At 69.6% G+C, this 22003-nt stretch carries 21 protein-coding genes; 14 read left to right on the top strand and 7 right to left on the bottom strand.

Annotated features, from left to right (window positions below):
* Positions 1-300: 300 nt before the first annotated feature.
* Positions 301-852: a GNAT family N-acetyltransferase gene (locus ACWD6R_RS10080; protein ID WP_451818274.1), complete on the bottom strand. Its 552-nt coding sequence runs from the start codon at positions 850-852 to the stop codon at positions 301-303.
* A 48-nt stretch (positions 853-900) separates the two neighbouring features.
* Between ACWD6R_RS10080 and ACWD6R_RS10075 the strand changes: the two genes are divergently transcribed.
* From ACWD6R_RS10075 to ACWD6R_RS10050, 6 genes are all read left to right on the top strand, one after another.
* On the top strand, positions 901-1521 hold the full coding sequence (locus ACWD6R_RS10075; RefSeq protein ID WP_451818262.1) for a TetR/AcrR family transcriptional regulator: 621 nt from the start codon (positions 901-903) through the stop codon (positions 1519-1521).
* A 285-nt stretch (positions 1522-1806) separates the two neighbouring features.
* The gene (locus tag ACWD6R_RS10070) at positions 1807-1968 is read left to right on the top strand and encodes a hypothetical protein (protein ID WP_451818275.1); all 162 of its coding nucleotides are present in this window, start codon (positions 1807-1809) and stop codon (positions 1966-1968) included.
* Positions 1969-1977: 9 nt separating this feature from the next.
* Complete coding sequence (locus tag ACWD6R_RS10065; RefSeq protein WP_359109554.1) at positions 1978-2271, top strand: Dabb family protein; 294 nt, start codon at positions 1978-1980, stop codon at positions 2269-2271.
* Positions 2272-2598: 327 nt separating this feature from the next.
* A complete protein-coding gene (locus ACWD6R_RS10060) occupies positions 2599-3414 on the top strand; it encodes an RNA polymerase sigma factor SigF (protein WP_451818273.1) in 816 nt (271 codons plus the stop codon).
* 234 nt (positions 3415-3648) lie between these two features.
* Positions 3649-4515: an RNA polymerase sigma factor SigF gene (locus ACWD6R_RS10055; RefSeq protein WP_451818261.1), complete on the top strand. Its 867-nt coding sequence runs from the start codon at positions 3649-3651 to the stop codon at positions 4513-4515.
* Positions 4516-4572: 57 nt separating this feature from the next.
* On the top strand, positions 4573-5415 hold the full coding sequence (locus ACWD6R_RS10050) for a hypothetical protein (protein ID WP_451818260.1): 843 nt from the start codon (positions 4573-4575) through the stop codon (positions 5413-5415).
* Positions 5416-5438: 23 nt separating this feature from the next.
* Here ACWD6R_RS10050 and ACWD6R_RS10045 read toward each other — a convergent pair whose 3' ends face one another.
* Positions 5439-5657: a hypothetical protein gene (locus ACWD6R_RS10045; RefSeq protein ID WP_451818259.1), complete on the bottom strand. Its 219-nt coding sequence runs from the start codon at positions 5655-5657 to the stop codon at positions 5439-5441.
* A gap of 560 nt (positions 5658-6217) precedes the next feature.
* Here ACWD6R_RS10045 and ACWD6R_RS10040 point away from each other — a divergent pair.
* The 4 genes from ACWD6R_RS10040 (at position 6218) to ACWD6R_RS10025 (ending at position 10699) form a co-directional block, all read left to right on the top strand.
* Positions 6218-6739, top strand: a complete 522-nt coding sequence (locus tag ACWD6R_RS10040) for a MarR family winged helix-turn-helix transcriptional regulator (RefSeq protein WP_451818258.1) — start codon at positions 6218-6220, stop codon at positions 6737-6739.
* A gap of 23 nt (positions 6740-6762) precedes the next feature.
* Positions 6763-9246, top strand: coding sequence for an MFS transporter (locus tag ACWD6R_RS10035; protein WP_451818257.1), 2484 nt, complete (start codon positions 6763-6765; stop codon positions 9244-9246).
* A 157-nt stretch (positions 9247-9403) separates the two neighbouring features.
* Entirely contained in the window at positions 9404-10219 is an 816-nt protein-coding gene (locus ACWD6R_RS10030; protein ID WP_451818256.1) for a YceI family protein, read from the top strand.
* 9 nt (positions 10220-10228) lie between these two features.
* Positions 10229-10699: a PPOX class F420-dependent oxidoreductase gene (locus ACWD6R_RS10025; protein WP_451818255.1), complete on the top strand. Its 471-nt coding sequence runs from the start codon at positions 10229-10231 to the stop codon at positions 10697-10699.
* Between the two features lie 403 nt (positions 10700-11102).
* Here the strand turns inward: ACWD6R_RS10025 and ACWD6R_RS10020 are convergent, their stop codons facing one another.
* Both ACWD6R_RS10020 and ACWD6R_RS10015 read right to left on the bottom strand, forming a co-directional pair.
* Positions 11103-11861, bottom strand: coding sequence for a TetR/AcrR family transcriptional regulator (locus ACWD6R_RS10020; protein WP_451818254.1), 759 nt, complete (start codon positions 11859-11861; stop codon positions 11103-11105).
* 106 nt (positions 11862-11967) lie between these two features.
* Positions 11968-13491 carry an MFS transporter gene (locus ACWD6R_RS10015; RefSeq protein WP_451818253.1) on the bottom strand — a complete coding sequence of 508 codons (1524 nt, stop codon included), beginning with the start codon at positions 13489-13491 and terminating at the stop codon, positions 11968-11970.
* Between the two features lie 146 nt (positions 13492-13637).
* Here ACWD6R_RS10015 and ACWD6R_RS10010 point away from each other — a divergent pair, with 146 nt between their 5' ends.
* Positions 13638-14555, top strand: a complete 918-nt coding sequence (locus ACWD6R_RS10010) for an endonuclease/exonuclease/phosphatase family protein (RefSeq protein WP_451818252.1) — start codon at positions 13638-13640, stop codon at positions 14553-14555.
* Here the strand turns inward: ACWD6R_RS10010 and ACWD6R_RS10005 are convergent.
* From ACWD6R_RS10005 to ACWD6R_RS09995, 3 genes are all read right to left on the bottom strand, one after another.
* The gene (locus ACWD6R_RS10005) at positions 14510-15247 is read right to left on the bottom strand and encodes a response regulator transcription factor (protein WP_359109568.1); all 738 of its coding nucleotides are present in this window, start codon (positions 15245-15247) and stop codon (positions 14510-14512) included. The genes ACWD6R_RS10010 and ACWD6R_RS10005 overlap by 46 nt on opposite strands.
* Before the next feature lie 84 nt (positions 15248-15331).
* A complete protein-coding gene (locus ACWD6R_RS10000; protein ID WP_451818251.1) occupies positions 15332-16210 on the bottom strand; it encodes an amidohydrolase family protein in 879 nt (292 codons plus the stop codon).
* A gap of 40 nt (positions 16211-16250) precedes the next feature.
* Positions 16251-17141: a DUF2797 domain-containing protein gene (locus tag ACWD6R_RS09995; RefSeq protein WP_451818250.1), complete on the bottom strand. Its 891-nt coding sequence runs from the start codon at positions 17139-17141 to the stop codon at positions 16251-16253.
* A 542-nt stretch (positions 17142-17683) separates the two neighbouring features.
* Between ACWD6R_RS09995 and ACWD6R_RS09990 the strand changes: the two genes are divergently transcribed.
* The 3 genes from ACWD6R_RS09990 to ACWD6R_RS09980 all read left to right on the top strand — a co-directional run bounded on the left by ACWD6R_RS09990 (position 17684) and on the right by ACWD6R_RS09980 (position 22000).
* Positions 17684-19060: a glycosyl hydrolase gene (locus ACWD6R_RS09990; protein WP_451818249.1), complete on the top strand. Its 1377-nt coding sequence runs from the start codon at positions 17684-17686 to the stop codon at positions 19058-19060.
* Positions 19061-19307: 247 nt separating this feature from the next.
* Entirely contained in the window at positions 19308-20759 is a 1452-nt protein-coding gene (locus tag ACWD6R_RS09985) for a glycosyltransferase family 2 protein (protein WP_451818248.1), read from the top strand.
* Between the two features lie 20 nt (positions 20760-20779).
* Positions 20780-22000: a glycoside hydrolase family 113 gene (locus tag ACWD6R_RS09980; RefSeq protein WP_451818247.1), complete on the top strand. Its 1221-nt coding sequence runs from the start codon at positions 20780-20782 to the stop codon at positions 21998-22000.
* Positions 22001-22003 lie beyond the last annotated feature (3 nt).

Genomic DNA, 22003 nt, shown 5'->3' with positions numbered 1-22003 from the left:
GACTCATCGACCCCAGCCAACTCGCCACATATGTCATGCACGCAACATCAACGCCAGGATGACGCAACACACCCCATTAATTAATCGACGCCCCCATGGATGTCCGCACGGACTGCCTCCTACGCGTTCTGGCCGTGGCATCAATCAAAGCCCGCAAGACTCGCCCGCGGCCGGCTCAGGCTGCCTGCCCGAAGCCGGCCCCGGCCGGGTCCTGGTGACGAAGCGGAGGTGAAGGCGACGTCGAGCTTGGATCGGCGATGGCCGATGGCCACCGCCGTGGCCGCGTGGCGGGGTTTCCGGTCACTGGCTATGGGTTCGCCATTCGGGGGCAAGGATCGCCCAGATCTGTTTGTCGTGACGGGTGCCGCCATAGGGCCAGTGCTCACGCCGCACGCCCTCAAGTGCCATGCCGAGCCGCTTGGCCACCGCGGAGCTGCGCTCGTTGTCGGCTCGGCAGTGCCACTCGGCGCGATGCATCCCCCGGGAGGTGAACGCCCACTCCAGCAAAGCGCGGCACGCCTCCGTGACCAGGCCGCGGCCCTCGGCGGCCGGCTCCAGCCAGCAACCGATCTCGCATGAACCCAAGGCGGTGTTGAAGTCCACGAACATCACGCCGCCGACCAGCGCTCCGTCGAGCCAGATGCCATAGAGGCGGGCGCCGTCTGCGGCCTGGCGCTCGGCGTACCGGCGCAGTGTGGCCCGCGCCCCGTCGACGTCGTCGGTGACGAACCCCGACCCGACCCACGGCCGGATGTGCTCGCGCGCCCGGTCCAGGTGGGCGGCGAACTCCTCGACATGCCATATCTCGAGCGGACGGAGGCGGGCAGTGTCCCGCAGAGAGAGGCAGAACATGACGACCCCATTCACACAACACACGTTATGGCTATGTACCGTAGCAGCATGCCACGCATCAAGGGAGACCACGAGGCCCGTCGGCGCGACGTCTCCGAGGCGGTCTGGCGAGTATTGGCCGCGCACGGCTTCGGCGGACTGACCATGCGCGCCGTCGCCGCCGAACTCGGCGCGACCACCGGCCTGCTCACCCACTACTTCCCCACCAAACGCGACCTGGTTGCGCACGCTCTCGACCTGCTCGAACTACGAACTGCCTCTCGCCCCCGGCGCGCCGCCAGGGAAGGGCTGTCCGGTGTGAGGGCCGCGCTGCTGAACATCCTGCCGCTGACCGACGAGGCCACCGACAGCAACCGGATCTGGGTGTCCTCCTGGGACATTGCGCTCGCTGACCCCGGGTTGAGCGGCGACTACGCCCGCAAGTACGCGCGAAGCCGCGACAAGCTGCGCGACCTGGTCGCTGCGGCCCAACAGCTCGGCGAACTGCCCGCCGGAGACCCGGCGCGCATCGCGGCCGGCGCCCAGTCCTTCGTGCTCGGCCTGGTAGTACAGGCCCTGTTCGACCCCCTGGCGTTCCCGCCCCGCCGCCAGGCCGAGCTCCTTGACGACTACCTGGCCACGCTGACCTCCCCGCCCTCGTCCAGGAGCGATCCCGCGGCCCCATCCTGACAACCAGGCGCCCTCGGAAGAGTTGCCCGGGACTCACCACTCCAGTCACGGTTCCGCGCGCCGGCCAAAAGGGTGCGCGGCCGCCGGCAGGCCCCCGTCGCGGGGTTGGGAGCCGGACCAGTTGTGCCCGCCGGAGCGCGTGGAGCCGCGCAGCCCCTGGGAGCGTGCCCAGGCAAGGGCCGGGGGTGTGATCGGAAACCCCATCGGAAACCCCCCTCGGATACGACCATTCGTGCGGATAGAATCGCCCGACTGCACAGGGGATCGAAGGGGAGGCAGGGGCTGATGCAAGCGAAGAAGATCGTGCTCGTCATCGTTATCGTCTTCGTGCTGTACACGATCATCCACTCCCCCAGACGGTCCGCGGAACTCGTCGGTGTAGGGTTCGAGGGCCTTTCGAGTGCCGCACAGGGCGTCGGCGAATTCATGACCGAGCTCGTGAAGTAGGAGTACCCCATGATCCGTCATCTGGTGCTGTTCAAGCTGAACGACGGCGTGAAGCGTGACGATCCGCGTGTTGTCGCCGGGGCGAAGGCGTTCCAGGAGCTCGGAGGGCAGATCCCGGAGCTGGAGTTCTGGGAGTGCGCCTGGAACATCACCGACCGGCCGATCGCGTACGACTTCGCCATCAACTCCGCGGTCGCCGACGAGGACGCCCTGGGGCGCTACGTCGCGCACCCGGCCCATCAGGCCGCCGCCGGACAGTGGAAGGCTTTCGCCACCTGGGTGATTGCCGACTACCCCTTCTGACCTCCCCGGTCCCGGAACCCACAAGCCCCTCGCCATTTCGGTGAGGGGCTTTTCCATGTGTTTAAACCAACGTGACCTCAACACGACACTGCGCGGTGCTTGCACACAGTGGACATGTCTTGTGATGCTATGACCGCTTTTGACGGATGAGTTGACCGAAGTTGACCGCAAAGGGGTGGCCTCACCGTGCCGGCCAGTACAGCGCCTCAAGTGCCTCCCCAGATCGTCCAGAACGACGAGGCCCAAACCACCCAAACAGCCCAGTCCGATCAGTCCGCCCAGTCCGCCCAGTCCGCCCAGTCCGCCCCGGCGACCCGGGCCGCCCCGGTGGCCGAGACCGTCCAGACCGAGACGCCCGACGGCACGACGCCCGCCAGGACCCGGGGCGCGGACACCAGGGCGCTCACCCAGGTCCTTTTCGGCCAGCTCAAGGAGCTGGAACCGGGAAGTGCGGAGCACGGCAGAGTGCGGGCCGCACTGATCGAGGCCAACCTCCCCCTCGTGCGGTACGCCGCGGCGCGCTTCCGGAGCCGTAACGAACCCATGGAGGACGTCGTCCAGGTCGGCACCATCGGGCTGATCAACGCCATCGACCGGTTCGACCCCGAGCGCGGCGTCCAGTTCCCGACCTTCGCGATGCCCACCGTCGTCGGCGAGATCAAGCGGTACTTCCGGGACAACGTGCGGACCGTCCACGTGCCGCGGCGACTGCACGAGCTCTGGGTGCAGGTCACCGGCGCCACCGAGGACCTGACGACCGCGCACGGCCGCTCGCCCACGACCGCGGAGATCGCCGAGCGCCTGAAGATCTCCGAGGAGGAGGTGCTGGCCTGCATCGAGGCGGGTCGCTCCTACCACGCGACCTCGCTGGAAGCCGCCCAGGAGGGCGACGGGCTGCCCGGACTGCTCGACCGGCTCGGCTACGAGGACCCCGCTCTCGCCGGGGTCGAGCACCGTGATCTTGTCCGCCATCTGCTCGTCCAGCTGCCCGAGCGCGAGCAGCGGATCCTGCTGCTGCGCTATTACAGCAACCTGACGCAATCACAGATCAGCGCCGAATTGGGCGTTTCCCAGATGCATGTGTCAAGACTGCTGGCCAGAAGCTTCGCACGACTTCGATCCGCAAACAGGATCGAGGCGTAACCGGATCGGGTAAACCGATCAAAGTCCCTCTCGGGCAGCCTGAATGCCGCACACCCCCTGTTAACTGCGCATACGCCACCTGGGCTTGTCGACATGTCACTACAGCGCGTTGCCGACATGTGACATTCTGCGTGAACCGCGTTTGCCGCAGCCCCACCTCCGGTATTCAGGTGGAGGCTGCGTTCCTCCGATGGTCGTGGCTACCGCGACCGTCCGCGACCTCAAGGGGGTGGCATGTCCGCAGAACAGGGCAGCTCGAAGGTGCTCACGCTCACGAAGAGCGCACCCGCACCCGTTGTGCTCACCAGCTCGTCGGAAGCCATCGACACCCGCACTCTGTCCCGCTCCCTGTTCCTGCGGCTCGCCGCCCTGGGTCCCGCACCGGGGCCCGACGGACCGGACAGCCCGGAGCGTGCCTACGTGCGGGACACACTCATCGAGCTCAACCTCCCGCTGGTGCGGTACGCCGCGGCACGGTTCCGGAGCCGTAACGAACCCATGGAGGACATCGTCCAGGTCGGCACGATCGGCCTGATCAAGGCGATCGACCGGTTCGACTGCGAACGGGGCGTGGAATTCCCGACGTTCGCGATGCCCACCGTCGTCGGCGAGATCAAGCGCTTCTTCCGCGACACCTCCTGGTCGGTGCGGGTGCCGCGCCGGCTCCAGGAGCTGCGGCTCGCGCTGACGAAGACGAGCGACGAGCTGGCCCAGAAGCTCGACCGTTCGCCGACCGTGCCGGAGCTCGCGGCGGCGCTCGGGGTCTCCGAGGAGGACGTGGTCGACGGCCTGGCCGTCGGCAACGCGTACACCGCCTCCTCACTGGACTCGCCCTCCCCGGAGGACGACGGCGGCGAGGGCTCGCTCGCGGACCGGCTCGGCTACGAGGACTCCGCGCTGGAAGGCGTCGAGTACCGCGAATCGCTGAAGCCGCTGCTGGCCAAACTCCCGCCCCGGGAGCGGCAGATCATCCTGCTGCGGTTCTTCGCCAACATGACCCAGTCGCAGATCGGCGAGGAGGTCGGCATCTCGCAGATGCATGTCTCACGCCTGCTGACCCGGACGCTCGCCCAGCTCAGGGAGGGGCTCATCGCCGACTGACCCACGCGCAGGCGCGCAAGGGTTACGAATTGACGGACCGTCAGCCACACTGGCGCGATGCGACGTCAGACATACGGCTCGACCGGCCGCCGGGGCACCGCGATCGCCGCCTCGGCGGCCGTGCTGTGCCTGGGCGGGGCACTCGCCGCCTGCGGCGGCGGGGCGGGCGACGGAGACGGCTATGCGGCAGTCGGCGCGGCGGGCACCGGCCCGGAGAAGGCACCCAAGGGCGCGGTCGCACCTTCGGGCCGGGTGACGCTGATTCCGCTGGACGGGGAGGGCGGCGGCAGCGCGGACAAGGAACCGAAGCCGGGCACCTCCGCGGCGAGCGGTGACACCGGCGGTACGGGCGGCACCGGCAGTGGTGCGGGCGGTGGCGCGGGCGACCGCACGAGCGGCGGTGCGCAGTCCTCCAGCGGTTCCGGCGGCACCTCCGCCGGCACCACCGGGGGCGCTGCGGGTTCCGCGAGCGGCACGGGCTCCGCCGGCAGTACAGGTGGCAGCGGTACCGGTGGCACGGCCTCGGGCGGCGCGGGGGGCGTCTCCGCGACTCCCTCCACCCCGTCCGCACCGGGGTCCACCGCGCCCGCGGGACCTGCCGTGCTGACCCTGGGCGCACCCGAGCGGGCGGCGGCCGATCACCGATGGTGCGAGAAGGTGACTGTCGAGTTCCGCAATACCGGCGGCTCACCGGCCCGGTCGGGAACAGTCACCTTCGCCACGCACATCATCGGCGGGCTCGGGATCGACTGGGCGACCGTGGAAACGACCGCGCCGCTGCCCGCGCCGATCGACGCGGGAGCGGCGCGGGAGAAGACGTACACCGTCTGCGTGGACGCCTGGCGGGTGCCCCTGGGCATGCATGTGGAGACCCGGGACATCACCGCCGCCTGGAAGTGACGGATGGGAAGGGCGGGGTCGGGTCAGCCGAGCGCGAGCCAGGCGACCGCGCCGAGGATGACGATCACCGCGACGACGGCGGCGATCACCCCGGTCTTCGGTCCGGACGACGCGGCCGGCTGCTGCCGGCGCTGCGGCTCGCCCTCGTCGACGAAGGCGCGGAACATCTGGGTGCTGCCCGCGGGGTCGTGGTTGCCCTCGGGGCCCTGGGGGTTGCCATTTACCGGCGGCTGATTACGCATGAATGCATTCCCACTCGATCGGGTGAAGTGCTCGTCGGATACTGCGATATGAAGCCTGTGGAACTGTAGCGTCGTCACGTGGGAGAGGGTCCTGCGGCCAACGCTCGACCCCTCTCGCACCGGGGACTCTGCCCGCCACGGACTGGATCACGCGCGTGGCGCGTGCCGCCACCGGGGTGCGAAAGCGGAGAACCAGGTCATCCAAGACCGTTCGGGATGGCCCGCCAGACGCACAGCACCTCGCGCCGGGCTCCAAGGAACGGTTGTGTGCCATGGGTCAGGACCCTAGCGGTCCGGCGGCACCTTATGCCCCTACGGGGCGACGGCCGGGCCCCGAGTAACGCTCGGGGCCTACTGCCGTTTCGGGACCACCGTCCGCACCTCCGGTGTGGCACGAGACACACCCGACCCGTCACGCACACGCTGGGCGTTTGACCCAAGCGCTACGCAGCCTTTTGCTTTCCTTTACTTATGCAAGCCTCATTTCGTTTGCCTGCGGCAACCAACACTTCTATGGTTGCCCTAAGCAACAAGATGCACCGACAACGTCTGGGGGTCCCGTGGCCGCACGGAGTCAGTACGAAGAACTGGCCCGGCAGCTCAGCGCCGTCGGGGCCGTCAAACGCGGACTCACCCGCATCCTCCCTGCTGAATGTCCTGGCGGATCCGCCGCAGTACTGGCCCTGCTCGGCCGGCACGGCGAAATGCGGATCAGCAGACTGGCCGAGCTGATGGCCGTCGACATGTCGGTGACCAGCCGACATGTCGCCCATGTGGCCGAGCGCGGCTGGATAGAACGGTCTCCGGACCCGGCGGACAAGCGGTCCCGCATCCTGCGGCTGACCCCCGCGGGAAACGCGGTACTCGGCGACCTGAACCGGCGGATCACCGAAATGTGCGCCCACAACCTTCAGGAATGGTCCGACGACGAGGTCGGACAGCTCAACACATTGTTGGCCCGGCTGCGTGACAGTTTCGCCTGCCGCAGTTCCGGTGGGTGCGCCCCCGGAAGGCACAGCCACGAGTGCCGCACGCGGCCCGCCGACAGCGACGACGACCCGCACACCCGTACACCTGTGTAACAGAAGCAAAGCAAAGGAACTCAATGGCTACGACCACACCAACCGGTGTGCGGGGCGGCCACGCCAAGCACGGAGGACATCCTTCCTCCGACGGCGCGCCGATGACACACCGGCAGATCATGGAAGCACTGACCGGGCTGCTGCTCGGCATGTTTGTCGCGATCCTGTCGTCGACCGTCGTCTCCAACGCTCTCCCCGAGATCATTTCGGACCTCGGCGGCGGCCAGTCCGCGTACACCTGGGTCGTCACGGCCTCGCTGCTCGCGATGACCGCCACCACTCCTCTGTGGGGCAAGCTCTCCGACCTGTTCAGCAAGAAGCTGCTGGTCCAGATAGCGCTCGTCATCTACGTCCTGGGCTCGGTCGTCGCGGGTATGTCGACCAGCAGCGGCATGCTCATCGCCTGCCGTGTCGTCCAGGGCATCGGCGTCGGCGGTCTCTCCGCCCTCGCCCAGATCGTGATGGCCGCGATGATCGCCCCGCGTGAGCGCGGTCGCTACAGCGGCTACCTCGGCGCGGTCTTCGCCGTCGCCACCGTCGGTGGTCCGCTGCTCGGCGGTGTCATCACCGACACCAGCTGGATGGGCTGGCGCTGGTGCTTCTATGTCGGTGTGCCGTTCGCGGTCATCGCACTCATCGTGCTCCAGAAGACCCTGAAGCTCCCGGTCGTCAAGCGTGAGGTCAAGGTCGACTGGACGGGCGCGTTCTTCATCAGCGCCTCCGTCTCACTGCTGCTGCTCTGGGTGACCTTCGCGGGCGACAAGTACGACTGGCTGTCCTGGCAGACCGGCGCGATGCTGGCCGGCTCCCTGGCGCTCGCCCTGCTCTTCGTCTACACGGAGTCCCGGGCCAGCGAGCCGATCATCCCACTGCGCCTCTTCCGCAACCGCACCATCACGCTGGCCTCGGTCGCCTCGCTGTTCGTCGGTATCGCGATGTTCGCGGGCACCGTCTTCTTCAGCCAGTACTTCCAGCTGGCGCGGGGCAAGTCGCCGACGATGTCCGGCGTCATGACGATCCCGATGATCACCGGCCTGTTCCTCTCGTCGACCATCTCCGGTCAGATCATCACCAAGACCGGCCGCTGGAAGGCCTGGCTGGTCAGCGGTGGCTTCCTGGTCACCGCCGGGCTCGGGATGCTCGGCACGATCCGGTACGACACGGAGTACTGGCACATCGCGATCTTCATGTTCGTGATGGGTCTCGGCATCGGCATGATGATGCAGAACCTGGTGCTCGCCGCGCAGAACCAGGTCGCTCCGTCCGACCTCGGTTCGGCCAGCTCCGTCGTCACCTTCTTCCGTTCCCTCGGTGGTGCCATCGGCGTCTCGGCGCTGGGCGCCGTCATGGCGAACCGCGTCACCCACTACGTCAAGGACGGCCTCGCAGACCTCGGTCCGAAGGGCGCGGCCCTGGGCCACGGCGGCACCGGCGGCGGGGGCATCCCCAACCTGGACGAGCTGCCCGCACCGTTCCGCACGGTCATGGAGAGCGCCTACGGGCACGGTGTCGGCGACGTCTTCCTGTACGCCGCTCCGGCCGCGCTGATCGCCTTCCTCGTCACGATCTTCATCAAGGAGGTCGCGCTGAAGACGAACGCGGCGAACGACGCCCCGGCGGAGGCCGAGGCTCCCGCCGCGGTGCTCGCCGAGGTCCCGTCCGGTGCAGCCGCGCTGGTCTCCGAGGGCGCGGCCGGGGTCACCTCGGCCGACACGCTCGAAGCTCCGGTGGCAACCGTGCAGGGCACCCCGGTGAGCGGTGTGGTGCGGGGCGCCGAGGGAGCACCCGTCGCCCGGGCCGCGGTCACGCTGATCTCGCTGGACGGCCGGCAGCTGGGGCGTTCCGTCGCCCAGGCCGACGGCAGCTACCGTCTGGACGCGCCGGGCGCCGGCAGCTACGTCCTGATCGCGTCCGCCGACGGCTTCCAGCCGCAGGCGTCCACCGTGGTCATCGGCGACCAGCGGCTGTCGTACGACATCCTGCTCGCCGGTACGAGCGGCCTGGCTGGGACCGTGCGGGCCGCCGAGAGCGGCGATCCGGTCGACGGCGCCATGGTCATCGTGACCGATGTGCGCGGCGATGTGCTGGCCACCGGCAAGTCCGCCGAGACCGGCGAGTTCACCTTCGCCGAGCTGGTGCCCGGTGCGGTGACCGTCGCGGTGAACGCCGTCGGATTCCGTCCGCTGGCGCTGCCGGTGGAGATCGGCGACCAGGGTGTCACCCGGGTCGACGCCGTACTGCAGTCCGGCGCGCTGGTCCAGGGTGTCGTGCGGGCCGGTTCGGCCCGGCGGCCGCTGCCGGACGCCCGCGTCACGCTGGTCGACGCGGCGGGCAATGTGGTCGCCACTTCCACGACCGGGGAGGACGGGGCGTACGCCTTCGCCGACCTGGACGCGGGCGAGTACTCGGTCGTCGCGACCGGCTACCCGCCGGTGGCCGGCGCGCTGACCGTGGCCGGTCGCGGGGTCGACGGCCACAACATCGAGCTCGCCCACCCCGGCGAGTGATCGAGTAACACAGACCCCTGGCGGGCAGCGCTTCGAGCGGAGAGGCTGCCCCCGGTGGAAATGGGCCCCGGTGGTGGGTACGGCAGGCAGGGGACGGCCTGCCGTCCCCCTCCCCGGGGCCCGACTCATTGAGTCATGGAGCAAGGAGAGAAACGGGATGGGACTTCGCGCACAGGTACGGACGCGGGACGGCTGGGCCGTCCAGCACGCGGTCGTGACGGTGACCGACATGACCGGCACCCAGGTGCTGCGAGCCGCCGCCGACGAGGACGGGGCGGTACGGACCGACGCCCTGCTCCCGGCCGGCGCGTACACGGTGATCGTGACCGCGGTCGGGTACGCCCCCGCCGCGTCGACGGCCCTCGTCACGGCGAGCGGACGGGTCGAGGCCGGCACGGTGGTGCTGGCCCGCCAGGGCGGCGTGGAGCTGCCGCCGCCGGGCGCCTGGTCGCTGGACCCGGCGCACTGCTCGGTGGGCGCGGTCGCGCAGCACCTGGGGATCTCCAGCGTGCACGGCCGGTTCACCGAGTTCGGCGGCCGGATCGAGATCGCGGAGGAGGTCCACCGCTCCCGCGTCGACGCCGTGATCAGCGCGGCCGGCATCGACACGGGCAACGGCATGCGGGACAAGCACCTGCGCTCGCCGGACTTCCTCGACGCGGACCGGTTCCCGGAGATCACGTACCACTCGGACGGGCTCACCCCGGCCGGCCCCGACCGCTGGACCGTGCACGGCCTGCTGACGATGCGCGGCGTCGAGCGCCCGGTCGACCTGAACCTGAGCTACCTCGGCACCGGCCCCGACCCGTGGGGCGGGGTGCGCGCGGCGTTCAGCGCAACGACCGAGCTGCGCCGCGACGATTTCGCCATGAACTACAACCAGGTGGTACAGGCGGGCATCTCGGCGATCGGCACGACGCTGCGGGTGGAGCTGGACATCCAGGCCGTGCAGGGCGAGTCCCTGCCGTCGTAGTCTGCGGACATGGCACCCAACATCGCGACCAGAACCGCCGTGGAGCTCGATGAGTTGCTGGCGTTCGTACGGCCCCGGCACCGGGCGATCCTGCTGACCACCCGGGCCGACGGCCGCCCTCAGGGATCCCCGCTGACGTGCGGCGTCGACGACGCCGGCCGGGTCGTCGTCTCGACCTATCCCGAACGGGCGAAGACCCGGAACGCGAAGCGGGACGAGCGCGTGAGCGTGATCGTCCTGTCGGACGACTGGAACGGGCCATGGGTGCAGATCGACGGGTCGGCCGAGGTGATCGACGCGCCCGACTCGGTCGAACCGCTCGTCGAGTACTTCCGGAACATCTCGGGAGAGCACCCGGACTGGGACGAGTACCGGGCGGCGATGGTGAAGCAGGGCAAGTCGATCATCCGGATCACCCCGGAGCGGTGGGGGCCCATTGCCACGGGCGGTTTCCCCGCCCACCTGGCGCCCGGCAGCTGACGGCTGTTCCGGGATGAGTGAGAACGTCCTTCCGGCGCCGGGCCTGCTCGCGCGGGCCCGGCGCCGGCCGCACCGACCGTCGGCGCCTGCGTCGTCCGTGGCCTGGAGCGGATCACCGGCCGCCCGGTGGAACAGGGTTCCTCCGTCACACCGCCGGAGGAACCCTTCATCTGTGTCGGGGCCGCGCTGCCGGATGCGCTGCGGGGCGGGCCGCCGGTGTGGTTCCTTGCCGGGAGGGGCACCAGTGCCGTGACCGGCAATGTTTGCCCCATGAGGAGCGTCGTCCGGTGCGTGCGATCGCAAGGCGGCCGGAACTTCATGTAGCGGAGCTACCAGGGCTTGTGGCCAACGCGGCGAGCGGGCGTGCCGGGCGGCGCGACGGGGCAAAGCTTGCCGGGGGGCGCTAGCGGTCCCGCATCGCCTCGATCCCCGCGATCAGCAGGTCCAGGGCGAAGGTGAAGTCCCGCTCGCGCATCTCCTCGACCGTGTCGCCGCCGCGGGCGTCCATCAGGTCCTGCGACGACTCGACGATCCGGCTGAGCTGCGGCTGGGACCGGATCGTGCCCATCGCCTGCTGGAAGAACTCGTCCTGGCCGAGCCCCGCCTCCGCGGAACGCTGCACGAAATGGCCTTCGATGGTGCCGAATCCGTACACGAACTGGAAGACCGCGGAGAGTGCACCCGTCTGCTGGTGCAGCGGCAGCCCGGTCGCCCGGATCACGTCCTGGACGGCGTACGAGAACAGCATCGAGTGCGGGCCGATATTGAGGAAATGTCCGGCGAGCGGCGACACCCAGACGTGCCGGACCAGGAGCTCCCGGTAGGTGGTGGCCAGTTCGCGGAGACGGTCGTGCCAGTGCGCCTCCTCCCGGGGAGGCGCGATCTCGCTGTAGACCGAGTCGAGGGCCAGCTCCAGCAGGTCCTCCTTGGTGTCGACGTACCAGTAGAGGGACATCGCGGTGACGTCCAGCTCGGCGGCGAGCCGGCGCATGGAGAACTTGGCGAGACCCTCGGCGTCCAGCAGCCGGACCGACGCCGCGGTGATCCTGTCTCGGTCGAGGCCGGCCGGCTGGTCCGATTTACGAGTGCGCGACGGTGCCCGCTGATCCAGCCACACACTGGTCCTGGCAGGGTTCTTCACACGGTCGGCCGCGGACACCATGGCGCACTCTCCTCGTCTTGCCGGCGGGACGGACGGGATGACTGAACCGGATCCGTACCCCGTGCGCACGAACCGGATTCGTACAGTCCGGTACGCCCCGCTGATGCTATGCCGCTGCCGCGGCCGAGTCTGCCTGAGCAGATTCTGCCCGCTCCGCCCGGCGCAGGAGCACAGCCGCCAGCAGCCCGCCCGCCAGTACCGCCACCGCCCCGGCCAGCTGGCTGGTCTCCAGTCCCGAGGCGAAGGCGTCGGTGATCCGCTGCCGCTCGCCGTCGTCGGTCGCCGCGGCAAGTGCCGCGGGAAGCGAGGCGGCCCCGACGGCCGCCGGCACGAGCGCCGCGAACCGCGAATTCAGCACCGCACCGAGGACCGCGACCCCCAGACCGTTGCCGAACTCGGCGAGCGTGCCGTTGACCCCCGCGCCCACCCCCGCCTTCGCCGGCGGGATGGCGCTCATGATCGCGTTGGCCATGGCCGGCATGGCGAGTGCGATGCCCGCACCCATGACGACCAGGCCGAGCAGCATGCCGCCGTAGCCGTTGCCGCCCAGCAGGGCGATCGCGGCGAGACCCGCGGCCAGCAGGCTCATCCCGGCGGCGATCGTGACGGGCGTGCCCAGCTTGGGCACCAGCCTGGCGCCCAGGCCCGTGAGGTTGAGCGCGACGACGCTCAGCGCCAGCGGAGCCGTACGCAGACCCGCCTCCAGCGGCTCGTATCCGAGGACGAACTGAAGCTGCTGGGTGAGGAGGAAGAGCGAGCCGCCCATCCCGAAGGCGACCAGGATCGCGCCCGCGACCGCCCCGATGAACTTCTGGTTCCGGAAGAAGTGCATGTCCAGCATCGGGTACGGAATGTGCAGCTCCCACAGCACGAATCCGGTGAGGACCGAGACCCCGATGAACGCGGTCAGCAGCACCTGGCCCGAGGTCCAGCCGTGCTCCGGGCCGGAGATGATCGCGTACACGACGGAGGCCATGCCGATGGTGGACAGCAGCGCGCCGAGCAGGTCGGGGCGCTCGCCGCGCGGGTTCTTGGACTCCGGGACGAGACGGATCACGGCGGCCAGGCCGATGACGGCGACCGGGATGTTGATCAGGAAGATCGCACCCCACCAGAAGTGGTCGAGCATCACTCCGCCGATCAGCGGTCCCACGGCAAAGCCGAGCGAGCTGACGGTCGACCAGACGCCGATCGCCTTGACCCGTTCGGTGTCGTCGAAGATCTGGACGACGACAGCAAGGGTCGTGGTCATCAGCAGCGCACCGCCGATGCCCATGCCGGCGCGGGCGGCGATCAACTGCACGGACGTCTGGGCCAGTCCGGCCACCAGCGAGCCGATGCCGAACAGGGCGAGGCCGGCGACCAGCATCTTCTTGCGGCCGTAGCGGTCGGCGGAACTGCCGGCCGTAAGCAGCAGACCCGACTGGACCAGCGAATAGGCGTTGATCATCCACTGCACGTCGGCGGTGGACGCGTCCAGCTCCCGGGTGAGGGAGGGGATCGCGACGTTGAGGACGGTGTTGTCGAGCAGCACGGTGAGCTGGGCGAGGCAGATGACGCCGAGGATCAGCCAGCGTTGCGGGTGGCTCGGTGGTGAGAGGTGGTTCTGCTCGGCGGCGGTCGCCGTCATACGGGCTCCTTGAGCTCCTGAGGTTCCTATACGGTGTACAGGGGAAGCGTTCACCGTAAAGCACCTCCCATACGGCGTACAAGCACATTTCGCGGGGCACGGTGCTCGACGCTGATCAACAGGGAGCCGACTAGGGCTGGAGTGGCATGTCGCTGCGTCGTCGTACGGTGGAAGTCCTGATTGCCGCGGGTCTGTTGGGGGCGGTCGCCGCCCCGCCCGCCGGAGCTGCCGGGCAGGGGCATCCGGTGCCTCTGCGCGTCGCCACGTACAACATCCATGCCGGCTCGGGCATGGACAACGTCTTCGATCTGGACCGGCAGGCGGCGGAACTCCGCTCGCTGGACGCCGATGTGATCGGGCTTCAGGAGATCGACGTCCGCTGGGGCCCGCGCAGCGAGTGGCGCGATGTCGCGGGCGAGCTGGCAAAGCGGCTGGACATGCAGGTGTCGTTCGCCCCGATCTACAGCCTCGATCCGGAGACTCCCGGTGCGTCCCGGCGCGAGTTCGGAGTCGCGGTGCTGTCGAAGTACCGGATCGTGAGCGCCGAGAACCACGAGATCACCCGGCTCTCCACCCAGGTCCCCAACCCCGTGCCGGAGCCCGCGCCCGGCTTCGGTGAGGTGGTCGTACGGGTGAAGGGGATGCCCGTGCATGTGTATGTGACGCACCTCGACTACCGCGGCGACCCGTCCGTGCGGATCGCACAGGTCGCCGACACCCGGCGGATCATGGCGGAGGACGAGGGGCGGAAGGTGCTCCTCGGCGACTTCAACGCGGAACCGGGCGCCCCGGAGCTGGCCCCGCTGTGGGAGAACCTGACCGATGCCGACCCGAATGCGCCGACCTTCCCCGCACTGGACCCGGTGAGACGGATCGACTTCGTGGCGGTGTCGAAGGACGGCGTACGGGTACGCGACGCGGCGGTGGCCGAGACACTGGCCTCGGACCACCGCCCGGTCGTCGCGGATCTGCTGCTGCTCCGGCGTTGTGGGACCGCGAAGTCAGCCGGTCGGCCGGGTCATTCGCCGGGCTTGATCAGATATCCCGCCCCGCGCCGGGTGTGAATCATCGGTGTCCGTCCGGCGTCGATCTTCTTGCGCAGATACGAGATGTACAGCTCGACGACGTTCGCCTGCCCGCCGAAGTCGTAGTTCCACACGCGGTCGAGGATCTGCGCCTTGCTCAGCACCCTTCGCGGATTGCGCATCAGGAAGCGCAGCAGCTCGAACTCGGTCGCGGTGAGGTGGATGGACGTCGTTCCCCGGCTCACCTCGTGGCTGTCCTCGTCGAGCACCAGGTCACCGACGACGAGCGTCGACTCGCTCCGTACCGCCGCCGTCCCGGACCGCCGGATCAGCCCGCGCAGTCGCGCCACGACCTCCTCCAGGCTGAACGGCTTCGTCACGTAGTCGTCGCCGCCCGCCGTGAGCCCGGCGATCCGGTCCTCCACCGAGTCGCGCGCGGTCAGAAACAGCACGGGGACCTCGGAGAGCTCCCGGCGCAGCTTGCCGAGGACCGAGAGCCCGTCCGTGTCGGGCAGCATCACATCGAGGATCACGGCGTCGGGCCGGAAATCGCGTGCCGTCCGGACGGCATTCGCACCGTCCCCGGCGCTGCGCACCTCCCAGCCCTCGTAGCGCAGGGCCATGGAGAGCAGCTCGGCAAGCGGAGCCTCGTCGTCCACGACCAGCACACGGACGGGACTGCGGTCCGGCCTCAGCAGTTCGGTACGCCCCTGGGGCGAGGTCGTCGTCATGCCTCAACGATGCGAGACGCCTCTGAGAGGCTCCTTTCCCGATTCTGTGAATTCCCTGAGAAAGCGCGACGTGCCCGAGCGCGCTCAGCCCCGGCCGAACAACGCGTGCGCGTTCCCGTAACAGACCGCGCGCAACCAGTCGTCCCCCAACTCCAGCCGCTCCAGCGCGTGCAGTTGATGCACGTACGGGTACGGGATGTTCGGGAAATCCGTCCCCAGCAGGATCCGGTCCCCGAGATCGGCGAGCCGCCCCCGCTCCGCCACCGGGAACGGCGCGAACTTCTCCAAGAAGTCCGTGAACGCCATCGTCGTATCGAACCGCACCTCGGGGTACGTCTCCGCCAGCGCCAGGAACTCCGCGTACTCGGGCATCCCCATGTGCGCCACCACCAGCCGCAGCCGCGGATGCCGGGCGAGCAGCCGGCCGACCGGCTCCGGCCCGGTGTACGCGCCGGGCGCGGGCCCGGACCCGCAGTGCATCACCACCGGGACCCCGGCGTCCGCGAGCAGCCCCCACACGGGCTCCAGCAGCGGATCGTTGGCGTCGTACGCCCCGACCTGGAGGTGCGACTTGAAGACGCGCGCCCCCGCCTCGACCGCCTCGCGGACATCACGCTCCACGCCCTCCTCGGGAAAGAGGGTCGCCGTGTGCAGGCAGTCGGGCACCCGGCGCGCGAAGTCGGCCGCCCAGCCGTTCAGCCAGGCCGCCATCCCCGCCTTGTGCGGATAGAGCATCGAGGTGAACCGCCGCACCCCGAAGGACCGGAGCAGCGCGAGCCGTTCGTCCTCGTCGTGCCGGTAGGCGATCGGCCATTCCATACCGGTCAGCGGTCCGGCGGAGTCGAAGTACGCCCACACCTTGCGGAGCACCTGCTCCGGCATGAAGTGCGTATGGACGTCGATCAGCCCCGGCAGCCCGAGGCGCTCCCAGAACCGCACCACGTCATTGTTCTCGCCACTCATCGCGCACTCCTCACCCGGCCCGCCCGGAGCACCGACAATCTCAGAACAGCCCGTCCTGCACGCCGCCGCCCCCGATGTCGACCACCGGCACGGTCACCCCCGACCGCGCATCGGCCCCCACCAGCTCCCACCCGGTCATCAGCCGGGTGTCCAGCACGACCACCCCGTCCGCGGTCGCCAGATGCAGATCGGGCCCGGCGGCCGCGACCAGCCGCCCGCCGACCACCCCGCCGTCCACCAGCTCGGTCACCGCCCGCCCCACCTCGACCGGCCCGTCCAGTCCGAACACCCCTGTGTGGTCGACGGGATCGAACAGCAGCCGCTCCAGCGACTGCGGCCATCCCGCCCCCGTCTCCAGCGCCGCCGCCCGCCCGTACAGCTCCTCGACCTCCGCGACCCGCTCGGCGGCACCCGGCAGCACGGCCCGCACAGCGCGCTTGCGTGCGTACGGGATCCGGTCCGGTACCCCCAGCGCCACACGGAGCAGCTCCTCGGTCCGCCGCGCCGCCATCAACGGGCCGCGCCCCAGCCAGCTGAAGACCACGGCCCCCTGCTCCCGCAGCCGCGCCGCGCCCCGCTCCTCCGCGGTGATGCCGACCTTCACCATCCCGGGCCCGAACCAGGCGAGATAGACGCGGTACGTCCGGGGGTCGTCGGCGATCGTGTCGGCGGCCACCGAATGCGCCCGGTCCAGCCGCGCACACTCCGGGCACCGCGCCCCGGTACTCCGCCCGGACACCAGAGCCCCCAGCGGACACACATTCCCCCGTGCCCCCACACAGTGCCGCTCACCCGCTGCCCGGAACCCGAGCTCCTTCCCGTACCCGAGGACACTCACCCGCGCCGCGTCCCCCAGCCACCCGAGCACCGGCGCGTCGGCGCCCTCGGGCCACCGCAGCCCACTGCACCGCCAGCCCCCCGTGGAAACCACAGACGGGGACAAGCCCTCCACGCCCCCTGGCCACGTCCGCCCCGTACCCGGGTGCCGCCCGCCATGCCGGCCCTGCCATCCCATGCGCAAACAACTCCCGCCGAAGACTGACGCAGTTCACTGCCGTACGGACTGCCGTACGGACTGCTGAACGGACTGCTGAACGGACTCCTGCAGGGACAACGCGAAAGGCCCCCGGTCCTTGCGTATCTCGAAGTCCATCGCATCCCTTGAGCTGGGATGTTGCAACGACCACTAGAACTCAAGTCTCCTCGGGGCCTCTGGCCTGCTGTGCACTTCAGGATTCGAACCTGCAACCTTCTGATCCGTAGGATCGGGCACCCTGCCTTACGTAGGGGTGGCGGCCTCGTGATCCGCTCGCTCAGATTAGCGATCAGGCGCGTCCGTGTGCCGTCGTTGCCGTCAAGGCTGCCGTCACTTACGAGCACGTGTCGGGAGAGCTTGAAGCAGGGCACTCGCCCGCCGGCCCGCCGTCTCCTTGTGAGACGCTCCCCCTTGTCGCCGGGCCAAGGGGGGGACCAATGCGGATGCGAGGGCGGGTCGGGCTGCTCGGGGCCGCGGCCGGCGTCGCGGTGGGGGCGCCCGCGGCCCTGTGGGCCCTGAGCCGGGGGGCCGGGGACGACGGGCGGGCGCCGGAGACCGTGCCCACCGATCTGCGGCACCGGGATCCCGACGCGACCGACGCGGCGCGGCGCGTGTATGCGCTGCTGGCCGGGCTGGAGAACGACGCGCGGCGGGGCCGACCGAGCCGGACCGTGATCGGGCAGCACGTGGAGCTGCACAACGAGCGGTACAACGCGGAGTACGGCGACTACCGGGGCACCAAGCAGCCCGGGTACTACTACCGCAAGGCCCAGGACATCACCGGCCGCCTGCCCGCCTTCGTGGAGCTCGACCTGGGCCCCGGCTACAACCGTCCGGGCTGGGCCGTGGGCGAGCCGCGCTCCTACTCCCGTGCCTGGCCGAGCTGCCGCCCCCAGTGGGGGTACGTGGAGGACGCCGTGGACCTCGCGGTCGGCGTGTGGGCGGGTCTGCCCCGGCCGGCCGACGGCTCGTACCACCCCTCGGGCACCCACACGGACTGCGCCTCCGGTACCGAGGTCGCCCTGCCGCACAACGGCGGCGCCCCGGCGGGCCTCGTCGGGTTCTCCTTCCACCAGCCGTACCCGGGCAGCCCGGTCAAGGGCTTCGCGCAGACGCTGCGCCGCAACTCGCCGGCAGCACGGGACCCCGGCTGGTTCAGCCGGGTGGTCACCGAGGGCACCGCCGAGCACGGGGCTCTGCTGCACGACCTCGGGTATCTCGCGGACCACCTGGGCTATCTGGCAGGGCGGGACGTTCCGGTGCTGCTGCGGCCGTACCACGAGATGAACACGGCGCCCGGCCACGGCTTCTGGTGGGCGGGGCAGGACCCGGCCGCGTACCGGAGGCTGTGGCGGCTGACGTACGACTTCCTGGTGGGCCGGCGCGGCCTGCACAACCTGGTCTTCGTGTGGTCCCCGAACTCCTGGGACGGCACCTACGGCCGACTGCCCGGGGTCTACTACCCGGGCGGCGGCTACGTGGACGTCGTGGGCGTCGACGACTACAGCGGGAGCCCGACCCGGCCGTTCGGCGGCGGCGGGTGGACCGAGGTCTGGTACCGCGGCCTGAAGGAGTACGCCAGGCCGCGGATCGTCGCCGAGTCCTTCCATGTGCCGCTCAACGTGCACCAGCCTCGGACCCTGACCCGGACGCCGTGGGTGCTGTGGACGGTGTGGGGGCAGGCGCTGACATACGACAACGTCTCCGAGCCCCGGCACAAGAACACCGCGGACGATGTGAAGCAGACGTACGGCTCCTCCCGGGTGATCACCGCCGCCGACTGGAGATCAACGAACAAGAGTCCACTTGGTTAAGTTTTAAACACACTCTTCTCGCACCCATTCCTCATCTCGTACATATATGTGAAGATAAGATTCTTGTTCGGCAAGTGGTTTGGGCGCCTGGGGGGCATCTGAGCGGCGAGTGGCCGAACCGCCGAAGAAGGCGTCGGGGGCAGGAACTTGATGTGAATGCCGCGGTGTGCACCGGTGTGCGTGCCTTGGTCAGAATCTGCCGTTGCCTCGACGCGTCCTCTGATCTCACGGGAGTTCCGCAGTCGTCATGGCATCCACACTGGTCGACGGGGGTGTGCCGCATGCGCGGCACAACACGAAGCTGGCGCAGCGCACCGCCTCCTGGAAGCCGGGCATCCTGCCCTTCCTGCTGCCGCTCGTCCTGCTCGTCGCGTTCGGCCTCTGGTCCTACCGACCGAGCTCCTCGCCCCTGAGCTGGGCCCTCACCGTCGTCTGGTCCCTGCCGGTGGTCGGCGTGCTGGTCGGCATCCAGGGGGCCCTGCTCATCCGCCGCCGGGTGCGGCGCCTGGACGAGATGACCCCGCCCGCCCGCGTCGACGAGGACTGCCTGATCGTCCTGGTGCCGACCATCGGCCGGCACGACACCCACCCGGCCCTGGAGCGCTCGGTCCTCTCCTACGTCGAGCACCTGCCGGAGTGGTTCCCGTACATGCGGGTCGACGTCCTGACCGAGGAGGGCTGCGAGGCGGCGGAGGCCATCGACCTGCTCGCCGACTCGCACCCGCTGATCCGTGTCATCACGGTTCCCAAGGCCTACGTCCCCGCCAACGGCACCCGCTTCAAGGCCCGCGCCAACCACTACGCCCACGAGCTGCGCATCGACGAGGGCGAAGCGCTCGACCACGTGTGGGTGCTGCACATGGACGACGACACCGGCGTCGGCCCGGACACCGCCTCGTCGCTGGCCCAGTTCATCAACCGGCAGCGCCGCGCCCACCCCGACGAGGCCAAGCACATGGCCCAGGGCATCCTCACGTATCCGCGCGAGAACGCGGTCAACCTCTTCACCTGGCTCGCCGACGCGGTGCGCCCCGCCGACGACATCGCCCGGTTCCGGGCGCTCACCGGCCTCGGCACCCCGGCGGCCGGCGTGCACGGCGAGCTGCTGGTGCTGCGGGCCTCCATCGAGGCCACCATCGGCTGGGACTTCGGCCCGAAGGAGATCGTCGAGGACGCCCGCCTCGCGCTGACCTTCAGCCGCCGCTACCCCGGCCGCAGCGACTGGTTCAACGGCCGCTGCTACGGCGCCTCCCCCGCCACCGCCCGCGACTTCGTCAAGCAGCGCGACCGCTGGGCCTGGGGCCTGGTCGCCCTCTGCTTCAACAAGGCCGTCCCTTGGCGCTACCGCTGGTTCCTCTCGATCTGCGTGACCACCTGGATCCTCGGCCCGCTCCAGCACATCGCCGCCGTGCTGGTTTTCGGCTGGCTCATCAACGACATGAACACCTCGCCCGTGACCCAGTCCGTGGTCATCCTGTGGGCCCTCAACTTCGCCTACGTCATCTGGACGTACTGGGAGGGGCTGCGGCTGAACGCGCTCGCGTCAGTCGGCGGCCGGCGCAAGTGGTGGGAGCCGATCGTCGTGGTCGCGCTCATCCCCGTCTTCTCCGTGCTGGAAGGACTCGGCGGCTTCATGGGCTTCCTGAAGTTCGTCCGGCGCGAGGAGAACAAGTTCGTCGTGATCGCCAAGCCCGCCTGACTGCCCGGAAGACAACTGACATGCGCTCGCGACTTCCCCTGCTCGCCATCTTCCCGGTGACCGTCCTCACCATCGTGCTGGGCACCCCCTTCGTCCTCGGCGACCACCCGGTGCGCTGGGAGTCGGGCTCGGTGCTTCCGAAGATCGTCCTCGGTGACTCCCCGGAGTCCGGCTCCGCCGCCCCGACGGCCGGTACGCCGAAGAGCTCCGCCCCGTCCACCGCCGACGCCCTCAGGGTGGCCAGGCCCTGGAAGCCGGGCGCGGCCCAGTGGGGTGTGCAGATCTACTGGGAGGAGGAGAAGCAGAAACGATCCGACGCGTTCATCGAGGCGCAGGCCCAGAAGCAGGCCAAGTACCTCGTCGGCCTGGGCGCCAACTCGGTGTCACTCTCCTTCCCCTTCTTCACCGAGGGCCGTACGTCCGACGTGACGAAGGCCGGAGCCCGGACCCCGGCCCCGGAACGCCTCCGGCGCGTCCTGAAGGTCTTTGAGGACGCCGGCTTCCGCACGACGGTCCGCCCCGTCATGGACGAGGCCGCCCTGGACCCGCCGACCGGCTGGCGCGGCAACATCGAGCCCGCCTCCCGCTCCGCCTGGTTCCGCTCCTACCGGACCTTCCTCGCCCCGTACCTCAAGGTCGCCCAGGAGGAGAAGGCGAACACCTTCGTCATCGGCGCCGAGCTGAACTCGATGGAGGGCGACCCCGGCTGGGACTCCCTGGTCGCCACCGCGGAGAAGACCTTCTCCGGCGAGGTTGCCTACGACGCCAACTGGGACAACTACGTCTCCGGCCGTATCAACATGCCGGTCAACCACCTCGGCATCGACGCCTACTTCCCCGTCAAGGTGCCGGACACCGCTCCCGTCGAGGACCTGGTCGAGGGCTTGAACGACTGGCTGGACAAGAAGGCCACCGGCCCGCTGCCGAACATCCTCGTCTCCGAGACCGGCATCGGCGCCATGAAAGGCGCATACCACGCTCCCGGTGACTTCTATGCCAGGCGCGCCGTCAACCCCCAGGTGCAGGCCAATTGGTACAAGGCCGTCTGCCAGGTCGTCCAGGACCGGCAGATGCAGGGCATCTACTGGTGGTCGCTGTGGTTCGACGACGACCCGAACACCAAGCCCGACGACAAGGTTGCCTCCCGGCTCGACTTCGCCGGACGCCCCCTCTCCGAGAAGGCCATCAAGTCCTGTTTCACCTCTGACTACGCAGGACCCAAGACCGCCACAACAAGCTGACCG

The organism is Streptomyces sp. NPDC005151, assembly GCF_053599875.1.
Note: the sequence above shows the minus strand (reverse complement) of the source record. Positions and strands in the feature narration are given on the sequence as shown.